The following is a 17335-nucleotide window of genomic DNA, read 5'->3' as shown; positions in this document are numbered from 1 at the left end:
TTTTGTGTCTGTAGTTAGTTTAAAATAGGCGTTTGCCTATTTAGGTCAAAGTTAAGTATTTGTATGTCAAAGAGTATGAGTGACAAAAAAGAACCAATAATATTTATACTTTGCGATATAGCCACCAGTTCATATCTCTTGTTAATTTATATCCTAATTTTTCATAAAGAGGGATTGCTAAATTTCCTTTATTTGTATGTAAAATAGGTGTTTTATTTTCTTTTAAAATTTCTTTTGTATTATGAACAATTAATTGCCTTGCCAATCCTTTTCCTGTGTAATCAGGGTGAGTAACAACTGCACTTATTTCAATAAAAAGGTTAGTTTGCATGCGTTGTCCTGCAATCGAAACTAATTTCCCATCCTTTAAGATGCCATAATAATTGCCCATTTCGAAGGTTCTCTTTTTATAATAACCAGGCATAACTAACCAAACTAAATCATAAATTTCATCAATAAATGTTTCGTCTAATAATACGATGTCTTCTGTTATTTCAATATCGACTAGTTTATTTAAAACCATTTGGCAACCGTCAGTCTTTTTTTCTAAGACAACGTTTATTCCATCGACTATTGGTGTTTGGTTTTCCGAAACAAAGAAAAAATCATCCGAAGAGTTTGTGTATTCATTTGCCGCTTTTGCTGTTTTTGTGTCATCGTAAAAAGCAGCAAAATTGCAAACATCAGGTTTGTAAAATTGCACTCTATTAAACTCGATAACGAATTTTTTATGAGTTTCTTTTAAGGAATGCCAAACTGGATTTTTTAATTGATGTTCTAAATCTTTCATTAAAATGAATGAAATTAAGTTTAAATATTAATGAATGCTTGATATTTTCAAGTTTAATTATAATAATCGAAGTTCGCTCATTTTTTAGACAAAGCCAAGTACATAAAACACAAACATTCCTTAATTAATCTGCTAAAGCATAAAATAGCAGTACCTTTGCAGCAAAATAAAGAAGTGACCTACAATTAAGATAGCGTTTGCTTCATAAACACTATTTATGTCATTCAAATTATTAGGCCTTTCTGAGCCAATACTAAAAGCAATTAGTAAAAAAGGATACGATACTCCGTCTCCAATTCAAGCAAAAGCAATTCCACCTATATTAGATGGTTACGATGTTTTAGCTTCTGCACAAACAGGAACAGGAAAAACAGCAGGTTTTACATTACCAATGCTACATATATTAAGCGAAAATCCTAAAGAAAAATTTAGACCCATTCGTGCTTTGGTATTAACACCAACAAGGGAATTAGCTGCACAAGTATATGCTAATGTTAAAGAATATAGCGAGTTTTTAAATTTAAGAAGTACTGTTATTTTTGGTGGTGTAAATCAAAAACCACAAGTAGCAAATATTAGAAATGGAGTAGATGTTTTGGTCGCAACACCAGGACGTTTGTTAGATTTATGTAATCAAGGTGCGATTTCTTTAAAGCGTGTTGAAATATTTGTTTTAGATGAAGCAGATAGAATGCTTGATATGGGTTTTTTACGCGATATAGAACGTGTTATGAAACTTATGCCAGACAAAAGACAAAATCTAATGTTCTCGGCAACGTTTTCTAAAGAGATTAAAAAGCTTGCTTTTAGTATTCTTAATAATCCAGTACAAGTTGAAGCAACTCCAGAAAATACAGCAGTAGAAGCGATTACACAAAAAGTATATCGTGTTGCAAAAGCACATAAAACAGGATTAATAATTAAACTTATTTCCGATGGAAATTGGAAACAAGTATTAGTCTTTACACGTACTAAACATGGTGCCAATAATTTAACAAAAAAGTTAATAGGTGCTGGAATTACAGCAGCAGCTATTCATGGAAATAAAAGTCAAGGTGCAAGAACAAAAGCCTTAAAAGGTTTTAAAGATGGAACTGTTCGTGTTATGGTAGCTACAGATATTGCAGCACGTGGATTGGATATTCCATTATTACCTCACGTTATAAACTTCGAAATACCAAACATATCTGAAGATTACGTTCATAGAATTGGTAGAACAGGTAGAGCAGGGGCAAAAGGAGAAGCAATCTCTTTAGTAAGTGCAGACGAGACTACTTTTTTAAGAGATATACAAAAACTGATTGGTGAAAAATTACCAGTAGAAATAATGGAAGGTTTCGAGCCAGATCCAAATGCATCTACAGCACCAATTAAACCAGGTCAAAACAGACAGCCTAGAAATAGCAAGCCTAAAGCAAAAGGTTCTGGAGATAAATCTAAAGGGAATTCTAACTCTGGAAATGGAGGCGGTAGAAACCGTACTAAAAATAAAAAAAGAAGTTCTAGTAACGATAGGCGTTCTAGTAGTTCAAGAAGTTAAAATGACTCAAGAATTAAAATCTAAAATAATAGAGGTTTGCAATACAAAAATTGCAAAAAAAGGAGACAATGTCGGTCTTTCTTTTTACGCCTTTTTTAAGAACAAAAACGATAATCCTAAGTTATTAATGGAAGCAGCTACTTGGTGGATTGAAACACACCAATTAGATCATTTTGAAAAGGCTTTGAAAATTAAAATCATGATTCAATAATTTTTTTATCACATTGAGTATAGTTAAATTAATAACCATTTTAACTATACTCAAAAAGATAAAATAAAGTTTTAAACGATATGGAAACTCAAAAAAACAACCCACTTCACGGTATTAAGCTAGAGCAAATTGTAACAGATTTACAAGCGCATTATGGTTGGGAATATTTGGGCTACAATATAAAAATTAAGTGCTTTACAGATAATCCTTCAGTAAAATCAAGCTTGAAGTTTTTAAGAAGAATGCCTTGGGCTAGAACTAAGGTTGAAAATTTGTATTTAGAGTACTTAAAAAAGAATAAGAAATAATAGTAAATAAAGTCTAGAATTATCCATTTAGTTAATGGTTTTGGTTTTAAATAATGCTTTTTATCTGTTAACTTTGCCTCTTAACGAATACACTTGTTTTTTAAGGTTTATTAGGCAATTTATACTAGAAATTCATTCTATTTTTGTCTGTAAAATTTAAAATAGATATGTTTTTCCCTAAATCACTATCGATAGTATTCATCATTTTTTACGTTATACTATCTACACCTTTTAATACTGTAAATGCACAAACTGGCCCTGGAGGAATTGGTGCTAATGATGGAACGTCAGATTTAATTATATGGTATCGCCCAGACAATGGTGTTGTAACAAGTGGAACTAGTATTAATAGCTGGTCAAATTCAGCTGGAGTTTCTGCTTTTAATTTAAGTGAAACAGGATCTAATAGGCCAACATTAGTATCTAATGCTATTAACGGTTACAATGAAATTAGTTTTAATGGCACCAACAGATTAAGAACAGGACTTACATTAACAACAGCAAATTTTATTACTAACCAAGCAACTTCTGTAGTTGTAGCTAAGTCAGATTATAATTCACAATCCTCTAGTCTTTATACTACAGATCCTTTAGTAAGTTCTACACGTTTTTCTACTCATATTCCATGGAACGGAACAGTTTATTTCGACATAGGTACATGTTGTAATAGTACAGCGAGAATACAAGTAGGAGGTTTAACAGGGTTAAATGATTATTCAATATGGTCTTATAATGCAAATCCTTCAACAGGAAAACAATTATATAGAAATTCAGACTTATTACAAGACAGAGCAGGTTCATCTAATTATACTTCTCATGCTTCTCAACGTTTTAATGTAGGAGGTTATACTTCGGGTACAAATGGTTATGTTGGAGATTTAACAGAGCTTGTAGTATTTAAATCTACGATTAATACGGCTCAACGTATTATAATAGATAATTATTTAGCAGCAAAATATGATAGAGCTTTAACCTCAAACGATGTTTATACACATGATAATGCGTCAAATGGGAACTTCGATCATGATGTTGCAGGTATAGGTCAAGCAGCAGATGGAACAAATCATACAGACTCACGTGGTACAGGTATTGTAAGAGTAAGCAATCCAAATAGTTTAAGTGATAATGAATTTTTGTTTTGGGGAGAAGAAACAAAAGATCCTACTTATAATTTTAGTACAAACACAAGTACTTATACTGAGCAATTAAACTCAAGATGGAGAGTAAGAAGACAAGGTAATGTTGGAACAGTAGATGTTTCTTTCGATATAAGCGGTTTAGATCTTACTAACAAACAAGACTGTGTTCCTTTGCAATTAGTTTTAGATAATGATTACAATTTCTCTTCTCCAGAGGCAAACGATGTATACGATTTAACAATAGTGGGTACTACAGCTACTGCAACTAATGTTCAATTAAAGCAAAACCGTTATTTTACATTGCGTTATACAGACCAAATTGTATGGGATGGAGCTAGTTTTTCTAATGGTTCTGGAACAGCAAATGCACCAGATACCACCAATGCTTGTTTAAAACTTACAGTTAAGTCTGGAAATGAAGCTGTTTTAGTTTCTAATGCAAATGTTAGAGAAATAGAAGTAGAAAACGGCGCGACACTAAAGGTTAGTGATGGTTTTCTATTAGAAGTAGAAAGCGGTATTATTAATAACGGTACAATAGACCTTTTAGGTGAAGCACAACTTATTCAAAACCATACAGGAACAACATTAAACTCGGGTTCAGGAAGTTTGAAGATTAGACAACAAGGGACATCAAATTTATATAATTATAATTATTGGACAGCACCAGTTAATAGAGGAGGAACATGGCAAATTGGGTATTTAGAAGATGCTAATGGAGCTGTTAACTTTACTAGTGGTTACAATGCAAATCCAGCAACCACACCAATTACACTAAGTAATTATTGGTTATACGATTATAATGCAGTTTCTGGAGAATATTCAGGTTGGAATTTTTTAACACCCTCAACAGGCTTAACACCAGGAAGAGGTTATTCTATGAAAGGATCTGGAACTTCTGGACCTGAACAAGAATACGTGTTCATAGGAGAAGCAAATGATGGAGATTATTCTTATCCCGTAGTAGCTGGAAACGATTTTCTGTTAGGAAACCCTTATACTTCTGCTTTAAATGCAGATCAGTTTATTAATGATAACCTATCAATAATTGAAGGGACATTATATTTTTGGGAACATTTTGCAACCAATAGTAGTCATTTGTATGCTAATTACGAAGGAGGGTATGCTACTTATAATTTAATGTTAGGTCTTCCTGCAGTTGCTGGTTTAGCTAGTAATAACGGAACAGCCTCTAAACCTAAGCCAACAGCTAACATAGGAGTTGGACAAGCCTTTTTTGTAACCATGGAAAATGCAGGTACTCTAGTTTTTAATAACCAACAACGCTCATTTGCAAAAGAGTCTTCAAACGAAGCTGTATTTTATAAAACATCTAATTCAAACACAACTTCTTCAGTAGATGATAGAATTAAATTTTGGTTCTCATTTACTAGCCCTTCTCAATACAAAAGAGTTATTGGTTTAGGGTACGATTCAAATAATGCGACTTATAATTTCGATAACGGATATGATGCACAAGCTTATGACGATCAACCTAATGAGTTATATTGGATCCAAGAAGATTATAAATTATCAATTAAAGCTTTAGCTGAAGTTAATATTCAAGACGAGCTGCCTCTTGGAGTAAAAGTTACAGACGTAGGTTTATTTACATTTAGTATTTCAGAAATGGTAAATGTCCCAGATGGCCTTTCGGTTTACATAAAAGATAATATGCTTAATACTTATCACAATCTTATCGAAAGTGATTTTGTAACACATTTAGATGCTGGAGTAAATGAAGAACGCTTCAGTGTTGTTTTTCAAGATGGAAATACACTATCTGCTGAAGAGGAAGCATTAAATGGAATATCAATAATTTATGATGGTGCTTCAAAACATATTAAAATTAGAAATATAGAAAACGCTCAGTTAAAAGAGCTATTTGTTTTTAATACTCTTGGTCAACAAGTTTTAACTCAGAAAAAAGAAGTACTAATTGAAACTAATATGAGTCCATTTTCAGATGGATTGTATATTGTTAAAATTATAACAGAAGAAGGTACTAAAACAGTTAAGTTTATAAAACATTAATTTTAAGCTTAACTGTTTTTAAATAGTTTCTTTTTACAAATAAAAATGCCTTAGATCTCTCTAAGGCATTTTTTATTTTAGTAGAAATACAATTATTTCTTCTTTTTTGGTCTGTTTAAAGACGCTTTAAATTCTTCAAAATCTAAAGAGCCATCTGCATTAGCATCCATTTTTTCAAAACGCTTTGTAATTCTTTCTTCTTTACTAGCATCTTTCATACGCTTAGCTTTAAATTCTTCTAAAGAAATAGAAGCGCTAGAATCTGTATCCATTTTTTCAAATGCTTTTTCAGGATTTTTTTGTTTTTTCTCTTGAGCAGTTACTAAAGTTACAGAGCAAAGAGCAAGTGTGAAAAGACCTAGTTTTATTGTTTTTGATATCATTTTAGTTAAATTTAAAAGTTACTTAAAACTTAGACTTTTAAAATTTAATTTGGTTTAATTGTTATTGAATTATTTATTAAAATAAATTAATCTTCATCGTCTTCTTCAAACTCAACTACATTCACATCAAATTCTGCATTTGTAAACTCATCACGACTCATCCAATATTCTGAAGTTGTTAGTGTGTATAAAGATTCTCCTGTAGATTTTAAATCCCAAATAATACTTTCGGCTTCATTAAGAGTTTCCTTACCTTCTAAAGCATCATGAAACAAACGCTTTATAACATTACTATTGGCTAGTGTAGCATTTAAAGCTTTTAGTACAACTTCTTTAGAGATGTCTTTATTAGGCGTAATTTCGAATTCTACAATAGTGGCTTGGGCACTAGGAAAAGTACCGTTAAAGGCTTTGTAAAGTAGTTGGTTGATGTTAAATAACTGATGATGTAGAGAGATGTCTGCATATTCTTCAGAAATTTTATCTAAAAGCATTTCATGCGAAATCTGTTCTATTTGATTTTTGTTTAATTTATCAGATAATTTGTAGTTTAAAATAATAGCTGCGGCTTTTTCAGGTTCGAAATCTGAAATGGCCATAAAGAGTAATTCTATTAATTCTTTTTCTGAAGTATTCTCTCCAGAATCTTCGAAACCAAATTTATCTAATAACGCAACATAATCTACTTTAGACCATGCGTCTTTAAGCGTGTCAATAGTTTTTACACTGTTTATTATTATGTGATATTTCATTGTATTTTATTTATAAAAATATAATACAAATTGAGCGTTTTACCACAAGATTTTGGTTAAATAAAACATAAATGATTTATTCGCTTTAGTGTTTTTTACAGATACTATTTTAAACTATTTAGCTGTCTTAAACCTTCGTATGCAACAATACTTACTGCATTAGCTAAGTTTAAACTCCTAACGTGTTCGCTATATAATGGAATTTTAAATAATTTATCAGGATTGTTTTCTGTTATAGATTTTGGTAGCCCTCTCGATTCTTTACCAAAGACTAAAAACAAATCGTCTTCAAATTCAATATCCCAATGTTGTTTTGTGCCATGGCTAGAAAGAAATACCATTTTTTTGTTTTCATTTTTATTGAAGAAATCTTCAATACTATCATAATAATGCAGATTAAGATGTTGCCAATAATCGAGTCCAGCACGCTTTAATCGTGCATCTGTAATTTCGAATCCAAATGGTTTTACTAGATGTAAATTAGAGCCTGAAGCTAAAGCTAATCTGCCAATGTTTCCAGTGTTATTTGGTATTTCTGGTTCTATTAATACAATGTTAAGCGCCATTTTTTTTAAAGATTTTTATAAATATTATACGAATTAAAAGTACCCATGGAAAACCATGAAGTACTACATCAAACCAGTCTTTTATTTGCATGCCATTTGCACCACCAAAAAGCCATTTTAATTTTCCCCAAAGATGAGGTTCTGGAAAAAATGGAGCTAGACCTAAAGTGAGGCAAAGTATAATAATAAGGCAAAAGTTATTAAGAATTTTCATCGAGTTATTTTAAATTCATTTTCATTTCAACCATATGCTCTTTAAAACCATTGTTTAGGTAAGCTTTTAATGCTGAAGCGTTCTCGCTATAAACCTCCAGGCGTACTTCGAAAATATTTTTAGAAACAGACCACTTTTTAAGTTGTGCTATTGTTTCTTGAATTATGCCTTGTCCTCTAAACTCCGGATTAACATACATAAATCCCATATAAGAGTATGCTGGGTTTTTATGGTATGGTTTTGCTTCCATAATTTTCGCATAACCACAGGTTATAATGCGATCATCGAGATGACCAACAATAAGGTGAGCTTTGCTAGATGTTATTAAGTAGTCTAAATCATAATAAGTACAGTTGTCTTTTAAATTAGAATCGAAAGGACGCTCGTAAGCAATTAGTTCTTGCTCAAAACCTAATAGTGTAGGGATGTCTTCTAGAATCGCTGCTCTGTATATAATTTTATCCTTCATAATTTTATCTATTTTAAAATTGTATCTACAAAAGAATCTATGTTATCTGTTCCGTTTTTAGACAAGTGTTTAATAAAAGCACTACCAATAATCGCACCTTTTGCATATTCTGTAGCTTGTAAGAATGTTTTATTATCTGAAATCCCAAAACCTACTATTTGTGGATTTTTTAATTTCATGTCTGCAATACGTTTAAAGTATGCGGTTTGTTCTTCTCCAAAACCAGAATTACTTCCTGTTACACTTGCGCTACTTACCATATAAATAAATCCGTTAGAAATAGAGTCGATAAAGTTTATGCGTTCTACACTTGTTTGTGGTGTAATTAAAAACACGTTTATTAATCCGTATTTTTCGAAAGTAGCTTTGTATTGGTCATTATAAACATCTACTGGTAAATCTGGAATAATTAAACCGTCTATTCCTATTTCTTGACATTTTTCACAAAAAGCCTCAACTCCATATTGAAGCATTGGATTAAAATAACCCATTATAATTAATGGTATAGAAACGGTTTTGCGAATATCTTTTAGCTGATTAAAAAGAACATCAGTTGTCATTCCGTTTTTTAGAGCTTGTGTAGAACTGGCTTGTATTGTTGGACCATCTGCTAAAGGATCGCTAAATGGTAGGCCAATTTCTATCATGTCTGTTCCATTTTTTTCAAGATTTTCTATTATTGAAACGGTATCGTTTAAATTAGGATAACCTGCAGAAAAGTATATGCTTAGTAGCTTTTTGTTTTCTTTTAGTTTTTGGTTTATTCTGTTCATTTTAAAATGAATTTATTTTGTAATTGTGTAACTGAATACGGATTCTAATTAAATTTTATTTACGGTCATTTTGCCTTTATGTAAAACGAACTAAGAAAATAACAGATAAGACAAAGGATTTTTAGTCTTTAAAACTGAAATCGATTCGAAAACTCCGCGTCGTAAAGGATAAAAAGACTGTACTCCAGATTTCGAAGTTTTTATTGATCTATTCTTCGCCTTGTCGTTCAATTCTATGAATTGATTTAGGGTTTTCATTTTTGCTCACTGCTCACTGCTCACTGCGTTAAGGATTGAAAGGTTTGTTTGAGCTCCTCGCAGAGAGCGAGCCTTGAAAGCCTGACCCTTGTGGTAACGCTCAAATAATTTTATAGATTGAAATAGTCTATATAATTTTGTAAATCTTTGTCTCCACGACCAGAAAGACTTAAAACAACAACGTCTTCTGGTTTAAATTTTTTCTGTTCGAAAACGGCTAATGCATGCGAACTTTCTATGGCTGGAATAATACCTTCTAGCTTAGATAATTCTAATCCAGCATTCATGGCTTGATCGTCTGTTATCGAAATAAATTCTGCACGACCTGTTTTGTATAAATGTGCGTGCATTGGACCAATACCAGGATAATCTAAACCTGCAGAAATAGAGTATGGTTCTGTAATTTGCCCGTCGCCAGTTTGCATTAATAACGTTTTACTACCATGTATAACGCCTTCTTTACCAAGTGCAGATGTTGCTGCACTTTCGCCAGAATTAACACCTTTTCCGGCAGCTTCTACTGCTATTAATTTTACGTCTGTATTTTCTAAATAATGATAAAAAGCACCAGCGGCATTACTACCACCACCAACGCAAGCTATTACGTAATCTGGCGTGGTTTTGCCTTCTTTTTCTTGCAGTTGCCATTGCATTTCTTCGGATACGACTGCTTGAAAACGAGCAACCATATCTGGATAAGGATGAGGTCCTACAACACTACCAATGATGTAATGAGTGTTTACAGGATTGTTAATCCAGTCCCTTATGGCTTCGTTAGTGGCGTCTTTTAATGTACGACTTCCTGATAAAGCAGGAACTACGGTTGCACCTAACATTTTCATTCTTGCTACATTTGGAGCTTGACGTGCAATATCAATTTCTCCCATGTAAACAATACATTCTAAGCCCATAAGTGCGCAAACTGTTGCTGTTGCAACACCGTGTTGTCCGGCTCCAGTTTCGGCAATAATTCGTTTTTTGCCTAAACGTTGTGCCATTAAAATTTGACCAATGGTATTGTTTATTTTATGTGCTCCTGTATGGTTTAAATCTTCTCGTTTTAAGTAGATTTTTGTATTGTATTTTTCGCTTAGCCTTTTTGCTAAATAGAGAGGAGAAGGACGTCCAACGTAATCTTTTAATAACTGATCGAATTCTTCTTTAAAAGAAGGTTCTGCCATTATTTTAAGATAGTTTTGGCGTAACTCTTCTACATTTGGATAGAGCATTTCTGGAATGTATGCGCCTCCAAATTCTCCGTAATATCCTTTATCATTAATATTGTATGTCATGTGTTTTCTGTAAATAATGGATTCCGATATTGGTGTTAATACACTTAACGAAACGACATGAGATAATTATTTAATCTTCTTTTATATAATTAGCATCTACTAATTTTTTGCGAAAATCTTTTAGTTTTGTATAGTCTTTTAATCCTGCTGCTGTTTCGAATTTGCTGTTTAAATCTAACGTACAACAAAAATCTGATTCTGGCCTTTTTAAGAATAGAAGTAATGCTTCCATTTCGTTTGGACCAATACCTCCACTTAAAAAATAGGGTTTTATAGATGGATATTTTTTAAAGATATTCCAGTTAAAAGTATAGCCGTTTCCGCCAGGTTCTTTTCCTTTTGTATCGAATAAATAATAATCGCAAACGTCCTCAAAAGGCTCTAAGACTTTAAAATCGAACTGATTTTTTACAGAAAACACTTTAATAACAGTTAAGTCTAATGCTTTAAGTCTTTCGCACAATTCTGGAGTTTCATCGCCACCATGCAATTGTACACCTTGAAGATTGTGCTTTTCTACTTTGCCTCTTATAAAATCGAAAGTAGCATTTACAAAAACTCCAATTTTACTAATGTCTTCTGAAATTTCTGGAATAACGCTGTTAAAATAACGTGATGATTTTTCGTAAAAAATGAAACCCATATAATCTGGTTTAAGATCTGCAACATCAAGGATGTTGTTTTCATTTTTCATTCCGCATACTTTTAGTTTCATAGTCTTAAATCTTTTATAAATTGTTTTGCGCTTTTTCCAGCATTGTTTGTTTTCATAAAGTTTTCTCCTATTAAGAATCCTTTATAGCCAAAAGGTTGTAAAGTCTTTATGGCTTCTATATTACTAATTCCACTTTCTGATACTTTTACAAAGTCGTTTGGAATTAATGTACTTAATTGTTTACTCGTTTCTAAACTAACGTCGAATGTTTTTAAATTTCTATTATTAACGCCCAGCATATCTAGACTAGGCATTATAGATTTATTTAGTTCTTCTTCGTTATGGACTTCTAAAAGAACATCTAAATTTAAGCTTTTTGCGAGTTCTGAAAACTGTTTTATTTCGTTTTTTGTTAGTATTGCAGCTATTAATAAAATAACATCTGCACCATAAGCTTTGGCTTCTATTATTTGATAAGTATCTATAATAAATTCTTTACGCAGTATAGGCAGGTTACAGCTTGCTCGTGCTGTTAGCAAATCGTCTAGAGAACCTCCAAAGTATTTGCCATCTGTTAAAACAGACATACCACAAACACCTGCTTCTTCGTAACCTTTTGCTACATCAAAAACATTTAAGTCGTGATTTATAACTTGTTTTGATGGAGAACGTCGTTTATGTTCTGCAATAATTCCTGTAGTACTGTTTCTAAGTTTATTGGCCAAAGAAACCGTTTCTCTTTCAAATAAAATAGATTGCTCTAGTTGCTTTGTTGGAATAAGCTGCTTTCGAAGGTTTACTTCTATGCGCTTATCTTTTACTATTTTGGTTAAAATATCCATTTTTTAGTATTCTTGTCTTTTCGAGTGCCTTCTTTTTTAGTAAAATTGTATTGAGAATGTTTTATGTTTCTCGATAGAATTTTTTGTTACTTAAAATTACTCGAAGTGACATTTTATTTACTCATTTTTATTAATCGTTCAAGACTCGCTTTTGCTCTTCCACTTTCTAAACTTTCTTTAGCAAGTTGAAAGCCGTCTTGATGGGAAATACCATTTACCGTAGCAATAGCTAATCCTGCATTAGCACAAACAACATTGTTTTGAGCCTCGGTTCCTTTTCCTTTAATAATGTTTTTAAAAATTTTAGCAGCTTCTTTTACACATGAGCCTCCAAAAATTTCTGATTGTTCTATTTGTTGCACGTTTAAATCTGAAGGGTCCAACATAGATTCAGAAGTGTTAGAAATTATTTTGGTTTTTCCTGTTAAAGAGATTTCATCATAACCATCTAGTGCATGAACGATACTATAGTTTTTATCTGTATTTTGGTATAAATAGCCGTATAATCTCTGCAATTCTAGGTTAAAAACACCTACCATTTGGTTCTTTGGAAATGATGGGTTTACCATAGGTCCCAACATGTTAAAAAAGGTTTTAACGCCTAGTTCTTTACGAATAGGAGCAACATGCTTCATTGCAGGATGAAATAAAGGAGCATGTAATATGCATATTCCAGCCTGATCTAATGAGTATTTTAAAAAATCTGATTTATTTGAAAAATGAATTCCTAAAGCTTCCATTACATTAGATGAACCTGAAGCAGATGATACACCATAATTTCCATGTTTAGCAACTTTTACACCTGCTCCCGCAGTTACAAAAGAAGATAAAGTAGAGATGTTAAAGGTATCTTTTCCATCGCCTCCAGTACCACATAAATCTATAGCATTAAAATCGGATAAGTTTACAGGAATACACAACTCTAAAAGTGCATCGCGAAATCCTTGAAGCTCCTCTAGTGTAATACTCCGCATCATGAAGACGGTTAGAAACGATGCTATTTGGCTTTGGTTATACTTACCTTCCGAAATATTAACCAATACATTTCTTGCTTCTTCACTAGAAATATTCTCATGGTTTATTAATCTACTTAATATCTCTTTCATATTCACTTCACGTGTAAGTGGTAGCTTGTTAACTATATTTCTTTTCTCTCTAATCATTCCTGTTCTTAATAATTATTGATTAACCCAGTTTTTTAAAATCTGTTTCCCATTAGGTGTTAAAACACTTTCTGGATGGTATTGTACACCTTTTACATCGTAAAATCGGTGTCTTAATGACATTATTTGTCCGTTGTCATCAAAAGAAGTTGCTTCTAATTCTTCTGGTAAATTAGTATTTACAACCCAAGAATGATATCTACCGACTTCAATGCTTTTGCCCATATCTTTAAATAAAGGCTCATTATCTACAGTTATTTTCACTTTAGTTGCTACACCATGAAAAACGGTCTCTAAATTTACTAAACTTCCTCCAAAAACCTCAGCTATTGCTTGTTGTCCTAAACAGACTCCAAGAATGCTTTTAGTTGGTGCGTATTGTTTAATAATAGCTTTTAGTAAACCTGCTTCTTCTGGAATCCCTGGTCCTGGAGATAATACTATTTTATCGAATGCGTCAACCTCTTCTAGCGTTAATTTATCGTTACGCTTTACTGTTACTTCGCAATCTAAGTCTTCTAGATAGTGGACTAAATTGTATGTAAAACTATCGTAATTGTCTATTACCAATACTTTTTTCATAATTAAATTTCTTTTGCTAATTCAATAGCATTTGTTAACGCTCCTAACTTATTATACACTTCTTGCAATTCATTTTCTGGATTAGATCTAGAAACTAAACCGGCGCCTGCTTGCCAATGCAATTCGTGATTTTTACTTAAGAATGTTCGTATCATAATAGCGTGATTATAGTTGCCATTAAAATCCATAAAACCAATAGCACCTCCATAAAAAGCACGACTAGTTTTTTCGTATTTTTCGATAAGTTGCATGGCGTTATGTTTAGGTGCTCCACTTAATGTTCCCGCAGGAAACGTATCAGCAACTACTTGCATTGTAGGTGTGTTGTCGTGTACTTTGCCAGTTACCTTACTTACTAAGTGAATAACATGAGAGAAAAATTGCGCTTCTCTGTAGGTTTCAACTTTTACTTGACTACCATGTCTACTTAAATCGTTTCTGGCCAAATCAACAAGCATTACATGTTCCGCATTTTCTTTTTCATCTGCAGCTAATTGTTTAGCTAGCTCGGCATCTTTTTCATCATTACCGGTACGTTTAAAAGTTCCTGCAATAGGATGAATTTCTGCAATACCATCGCTGACTACTAATTGGGCTTCTGGAGAACTTCCAAATATTTTAAAGTCTCCATAATCGAAATAGAATAGGTAGGGAGAAGGATTAATGCTTCGCAATGCACGGTAGACATTAAACTCGTCTCCTTTAAATTTTTGAGAGAATTTTTTTGAAAGCACAAGTTGAAAAACATCACCTCTAGCACAGTGTTGTTTTGCTAATGCTACATGGTCTTTATATTCGTTATCTGTTAAGTTAGATTCAATTTCTGAATCTGTAGAAAACTCATAAGAAGTAAAATTAGTAGACTTTATTAAATGTAATATTTCGTCAATATTACTAGCATTATCATTAAAGCAATGCGCAAAAATATAAGCTTCATTTTTAAAATGATTTATGGCAATAATGTTTTGATAAACGGCATAATAAATATCCGGAATCTCTATAGAATCAGGTTTTTTTGAAATCTCGATGTCTTCAAAATATTTAACAGCATCGTAAGAGGTGTAACCAAAAATTCCATTATTAATAAATTTAAAATCGTCATCAGAGTTTACCTTGAAACGCTGCGTAAATTTATGAATCATCTTTGGCACATCTTTAGTACGATTTCTTAATATGCTACCATCTGGAAATTTTTGCTCAATAGTATCTCCCGAGACTTTTATTGATGCAATAGGATTAAAGCAGATGTAAGAGAAACTATTGTCGTTTGCATGATAATCGCTACTCTCTAATAATATGCTATTCGGAAATTTATCGCGAATTTTTAAATAGATGCTTACAGGTGTGATAGTATCTGCAAGAATTTTTTTGTAATTAGTGTAAAGGCTAAAAGTCTTCATTTATGCTGAATTTGTTTCAGTATCTCAATTAATGAGATGTTATTTTTTTTTGTTTAACATTCTGAAAAATTCAGAATAAAAAAAAGGCTTGTCGTGAGACAAGCCTTTTTGTATAGTTATATAAATAATACGTACAGGATTAGTTCACGAAGTTAAATTTTCGAGAAGTCCACCACCAAGTATGATTTAATTTTGTTTTCATGTTTTATTTAAAAGGCAAATATATAACTTGCTTGATAATAATCAAATTAATTTTAACGTAAATATTTGTTAAAAGAGGTTTATATCTACTTTTTTGTTATTGTTTTTATAAAATGAAGTTATACATAATACTGTTAATGGTTTGTTTTTCTGCTTGTAAGCAGGGAAACGATTCTAAAGTTGAAAGCGAGCCAATTGTGAAAACCGAAGAAAGCAGCATAGAAGAAATAGAGTTAAACGTTTATAATTTTAATGAGTTAGAACCGCTTTTAAATATAAAGGACGATAAAATATATGTTATTAATTTTTGGGCAACTTGGTGTGCACCTTGTGTTAAGGAGTTGCCGTATTTTGAAACTTTAAATGAAACCTATAAATCTAAAAATGTAGAGGTGATATTGGTGAGTTTAGATTTCCCAAAGCAGTATGACACTAAATTGAAGCCTTTTATGGTTAAGCATAAATTAGAGTCAAAAATTGTTGCATTAGATGATGTCGATTCTAATACATGGATTCCAAAAGTAGATAAGAATTGGTCTGGTGCTATACCTAGAACAATTATATATAATAAAAGAAAAAGGATTTACTTTTCCTTATTTAATAGATAAAGGGCAGCGTGTGTATCCTCAATTTGGAGCAACAAAAACACCGCATATATATGTGGTTGAAAAAACAGAAAAAGGGAATGTTATTAAATATATTGGAGCAATAGACGATAATTACCAAGATGCAGATGCCGTAAAAAGTAGATATGTTGAAGCGGCAGTAAATGCTTTGTTGAAAGGGCAAGAAGTTGAGGTCAAGGAAACTAAAGCAATAGGTTGTTCGATTAAAGTATAATTTATACTTATATTTTATTAATTATAACCTGAAACTGTAACACTTCAGGTTTTTTTACGTCTATATCTTAAGGAAACGTTAATTTGATTAACTTTGCACTTTAAAAAATAACAATGGCAGATTTATCACAAGAGCAATGGGCTCAACAATTAAAAGCAGACGATAATGCTTTTTTATTAGATGTAAGAACTGAAGAAGAGGTTGCAGAAGGTTATATACCAAATGCAAAAAACCTTAATATATTTAAAGGTCAGGCCTTTGTTTATGAGCTAGAAGCATTAGATAAAAATAAAAATTATTATGTGTATTGTAGGTCAGGAGGAAGAAGCGGTCAAGCTTGTGCATTAATGAATGAGATGGGATTTGAAAACGCTTATAATTTAATGGGTGGAATTTCAGAATGGACAGGAGAGATTAAAAAATAGAACGGTAATTAAAATATAATTTTCCGTCTACGCGGAAATATAAAACCATAAGCAATGAAAAAGTCTACTATAGTAATCGTGTTAGCTTTAATGATAAGTGTATTTAGTTGTTCTACTTCAGATAAAAGTAGTATCACTGTTGTTTCGGTTGAAGAAATGCAAACATTAATAGCTCTTGAAAATGTGCAGTTAGTAGATGTAAGAACACCAGCAGAACATAATGTAGGGCATATTTCGAATTCACAAAATATAGACTATAATTCACCTACATTTGATGATGATATTACAAGGTTGGATAAAGATAAGCCAGTAATTTTATATTGCCAAAAAGGAGGTAGAAGCGCTAAATGCGCTGATAAGTTATTAGAAGCTGGTTTTAAAAAAATATACGATTTAAAAGGCGGTTTTTCAGAATGGGAACACGTAGATTTAAAACTTAATCTTTAATAAAATAAAGACAGTAAAAAAAGCCTCAAAAAATATTTTTTGAGCTTTTTT

The 17335-nt window shown here is 31.9% G+C and carries 20 protein-coding genes and 1 pseudogene; 8 read left to right on the top strand and 13 right to left on the bottom strand.

The annotated features are described in order from the left end of the window. Positions 1-103: 103 nt before the first annotated feature. The gene (locus ASC41_RS03515; RefSeq protein WP_055435263.1) at positions 104-790 is read right to left on the bottom strand and encodes a GNAT family N-acetyltransferase; all 687 of its coding nucleotides are present in this window, start codon (positions 788-790) and stop codon (positions 104-106) included. A gap of 217 nt (positions 791-1007) precedes the next feature. On the opposite strand from ASC41_RS03515, the gene ASC41_RS03510 reads away from it, so the two are divergent. From ASC41_RS03510 to ASC41_RS03495, 4 genes are all read left to right on the top strand, one after another. Further along, on the top strand, positions 1008-2330 hold the full coding sequence (locus tag ASC41_RS03510; protein ID WP_055435262.1) for a DEAD/DEAH box helicase: 1323 nt from the start codon (positions 1008-1010) through the stop codon (positions 2328-2330). Position 2331: 1 nt separating this feature from the next. Beyond that, the gene (locus ASC41_RS03505) at positions 2332-2541 is read left to right on the top strand and encodes a DUF6500 family protein (protein ID WP_055435261.1); all 210 of its coding nucleotides are present in this window, start codon (positions 2332-2334) and stop codon (positions 2539-2541) included. An 80-nt stretch (positions 2542-2621) separates the two neighbouring features. After that, positions 2622-2849 carry a VF530 family protein gene (locus tag ASC41_RS03500; protein ID WP_055435260.1) on the top strand — a complete coding sequence of 76 codons (228 nt, stop codon included), beginning with the start codon at positions 2622-2624 and terminating at the stop codon, positions 2847-2849. A gap of 167 nt (positions 2850-3016) precedes the next feature. After that, positions 3017-6022 carry a T9SS type A sorting domain-containing protein gene (locus tag ASC41_RS03495; RefSeq protein ID WP_055435259.1) on the top strand — a complete coding sequence of 1002 codons (3006 nt, stop codon included), beginning with the start codon at positions 3017-3019 and terminating at the stop codon, positions 6020-6022. A gap of 92 nt (positions 6023-6114) precedes the next feature. Here ASC41_RS03495 and ASC41_RS03490 read toward each other — a convergent pair whose 3' ends face one another. The 12 genes from ASC41_RS03490 to ASC41_RS03435 form a co-directional block, all read right to left on the bottom strand. Then, complete coding sequence (locus ASC41_RS03490) at positions 6115-6405, bottom strand: EF-hand domain-containing protein (protein WP_055435258.1); 291 nt, start codon at positions 6403-6405, stop codon at positions 6115-6117. 86 nt (positions 6406-6491) lie between these two features. After that, positions 6492-7157, bottom strand: coding sequence for a hypothetical protein (locus tag ASC41_RS03485; RefSeq protein ID WP_055435257.1), 666 nt, complete (start codon positions 7155-7157; stop codon positions 6492-6494). Between the two features lie 104 nt (positions 7158-7261). Beyond that, positions 7262-7723 (bottom strand): tRNA (cytidine(34)-2'-O)-methyltransferase, encoded by a 462-nt coding sequence (locus ASC41_RS03480; protein WP_055435256.1) that lies wholly within the window; start codon positions 7721-7723, stop codon positions 7262-7264. Then, positions 7713-7937 (bottom strand): hypothetical protein, encoded by a 225-nt coding sequence (locus ASC41_RS03475; protein ID WP_055435255.1) that lies wholly within the window; start codon positions 7935-7937, stop codon positions 7713-7715. The genes ASC41_RS03480 and ASC41_RS03475 overlap by 11 nt, the downstream gene beginning before the upstream one ends. A 4-nt stretch (positions 7938-7941) precedes the next feature. Next, positions 7942-8406, bottom strand: a complete 465-nt coding sequence (locus ASC41_RS03470) for a GNAT family N-acetyltransferase (protein WP_055435254.1) — start codon at positions 8404-8406, stop codon at positions 7942-7944. A gap of 8 nt (positions 8407-8414) precedes the next feature. Next, positions 8415-9179: a tryptophan synthase subunit alpha gene (trpA, locus tag ASC41_RS03465; RefSeq protein WP_055435253.1), complete on the bottom strand. Its 765-nt coding sequence runs from the start codon at positions 9177-9179 to the stop codon at positions 8415-8417. A 368-nt stretch (positions 9180-9547) separates the two neighbouring features. Next, complete coding sequence (gene trpB / locus ASC41_RS03460; protein WP_055435252.1) at positions 9548-10729, bottom strand: tryptophan synthase subunit beta; 1182 nt, start codon at positions 10727-10729, stop codon at positions 9548-9550. 70 nt (positions 10730-10799) lie between these two features. Further along, a complete protein-coding gene (locus ASC41_RS03455; RefSeq protein ID WP_055435251.1) occupies positions 10800-11444 on the bottom strand; it encodes a phosphoribosylanthranilate isomerase in 645 nt (214 codons plus the stop codon). Continuing rightward, on the bottom strand, positions 11441-12226 hold the full coding sequence (gene trpC / locus ASC41_RS03450) for an indole-3-glycerol phosphate synthase TrpC (protein ID WP_055435250.1): 786 nt from the start codon (positions 12224-12226) through the stop codon (positions 11441-11443). Before trpC ends, ASC41_RS03455 begins: the two co-directional genes overlap by 4 nt. A 113-nt stretch (positions 12227-12339) precedes the next feature. Further along, the gene (gene trpD, locus ASC41_RS03445; protein ID WP_055435276.1) at positions 12340-13332 is read right to left on the bottom strand and encodes an anthranilate phosphoribosyltransferase; all 993 of its coding nucleotides are present in this window, start codon (positions 13330-13332) and stop codon (positions 12340-12342) included. 72 nt (positions 13333-13404) lie between these two features. Beyond that, positions 13405-13971: an anthranilate synthase component II gene (locus ASC41_RS03440; protein ID WP_055435249.1), complete on the bottom strand. Its 567-nt coding sequence runs from the start codon at positions 13969-13971 to the stop codon at positions 13405-13407. A gap of 2 nt (positions 13972-13973) precedes the next feature. Continuing rightward, positions 13974-15371, bottom strand: a complete 1398-nt coding sequence (locus ASC41_RS03435; RefSeq protein WP_055435248.1) for an anthranilate synthase component I family protein — start codon at positions 15369-15371, stop codon at positions 13974-13976. 314 nt (positions 15372-15685) lie between these two features. Between ASC41_RS03435 and ASC41_RS03430 the strand changes: the two genes are divergently transcribed. From ASC41_RS03430 to ASC41_RS03415, 4 genes and pseudogenes are all read left to right on the top strand, one after another. Further along, positions 15686-16180, top strand: a complete 495-nt coding sequence (locus ASC41_RS03430; protein ID WP_055435247.1) for a TlpA disulfide reductase family protein — start codon at positions 15686-15688, stop codon at positions 16178-16180. Further along, positions 16143-16412 (top strand): annotated as a pseudogene (locus ASC41_RS03425) (thioredoxin domain-containing protein); the annotation flags it as partial. The gene ASC41_RS03430 and the pseudogene ASC41_RS03425, both read left to right, overlap by 38 nt. 113 nt (positions 16413-16525) lie before the next feature. Continuing rightward, positions 16526-16837 (top strand): rhodanese-like domain-containing protein, encoded by a 312-nt coding sequence (locus ASC41_RS03420; RefSeq protein ID WP_055435246.1) that lies wholly within the window; start codon positions 16526-16528, stop codon positions 16835-16837. Positions 16838-16891: 54 nt separating this feature from the next. Next, on the top strand, positions 16892-17284 hold the full coding sequence (locus ASC41_RS03415; RefSeq protein WP_055435245.1) for a rhodanese-like domain-containing protein: 393 nt from the start codon (positions 16892-16894) through the stop codon (positions 17282-17284). The last annotated feature ends 51 nt before the right edge of the window (positions 17285-17335 follow it).

This window comes from Lacinutrix algicola, from assembly GCF_001418085.1.
GTDB classification, from domain to species: Bacteria; Bacteroidota; Bacteroidia; order Flavobacteriales; family Flavobacteriaceae; genus Lacinutrix; species Lacinutrix algicola.
Note: the sequence above shows the minus strand (reverse complement) of the source record. Positions and strands in the feature narration are given on the sequence as shown.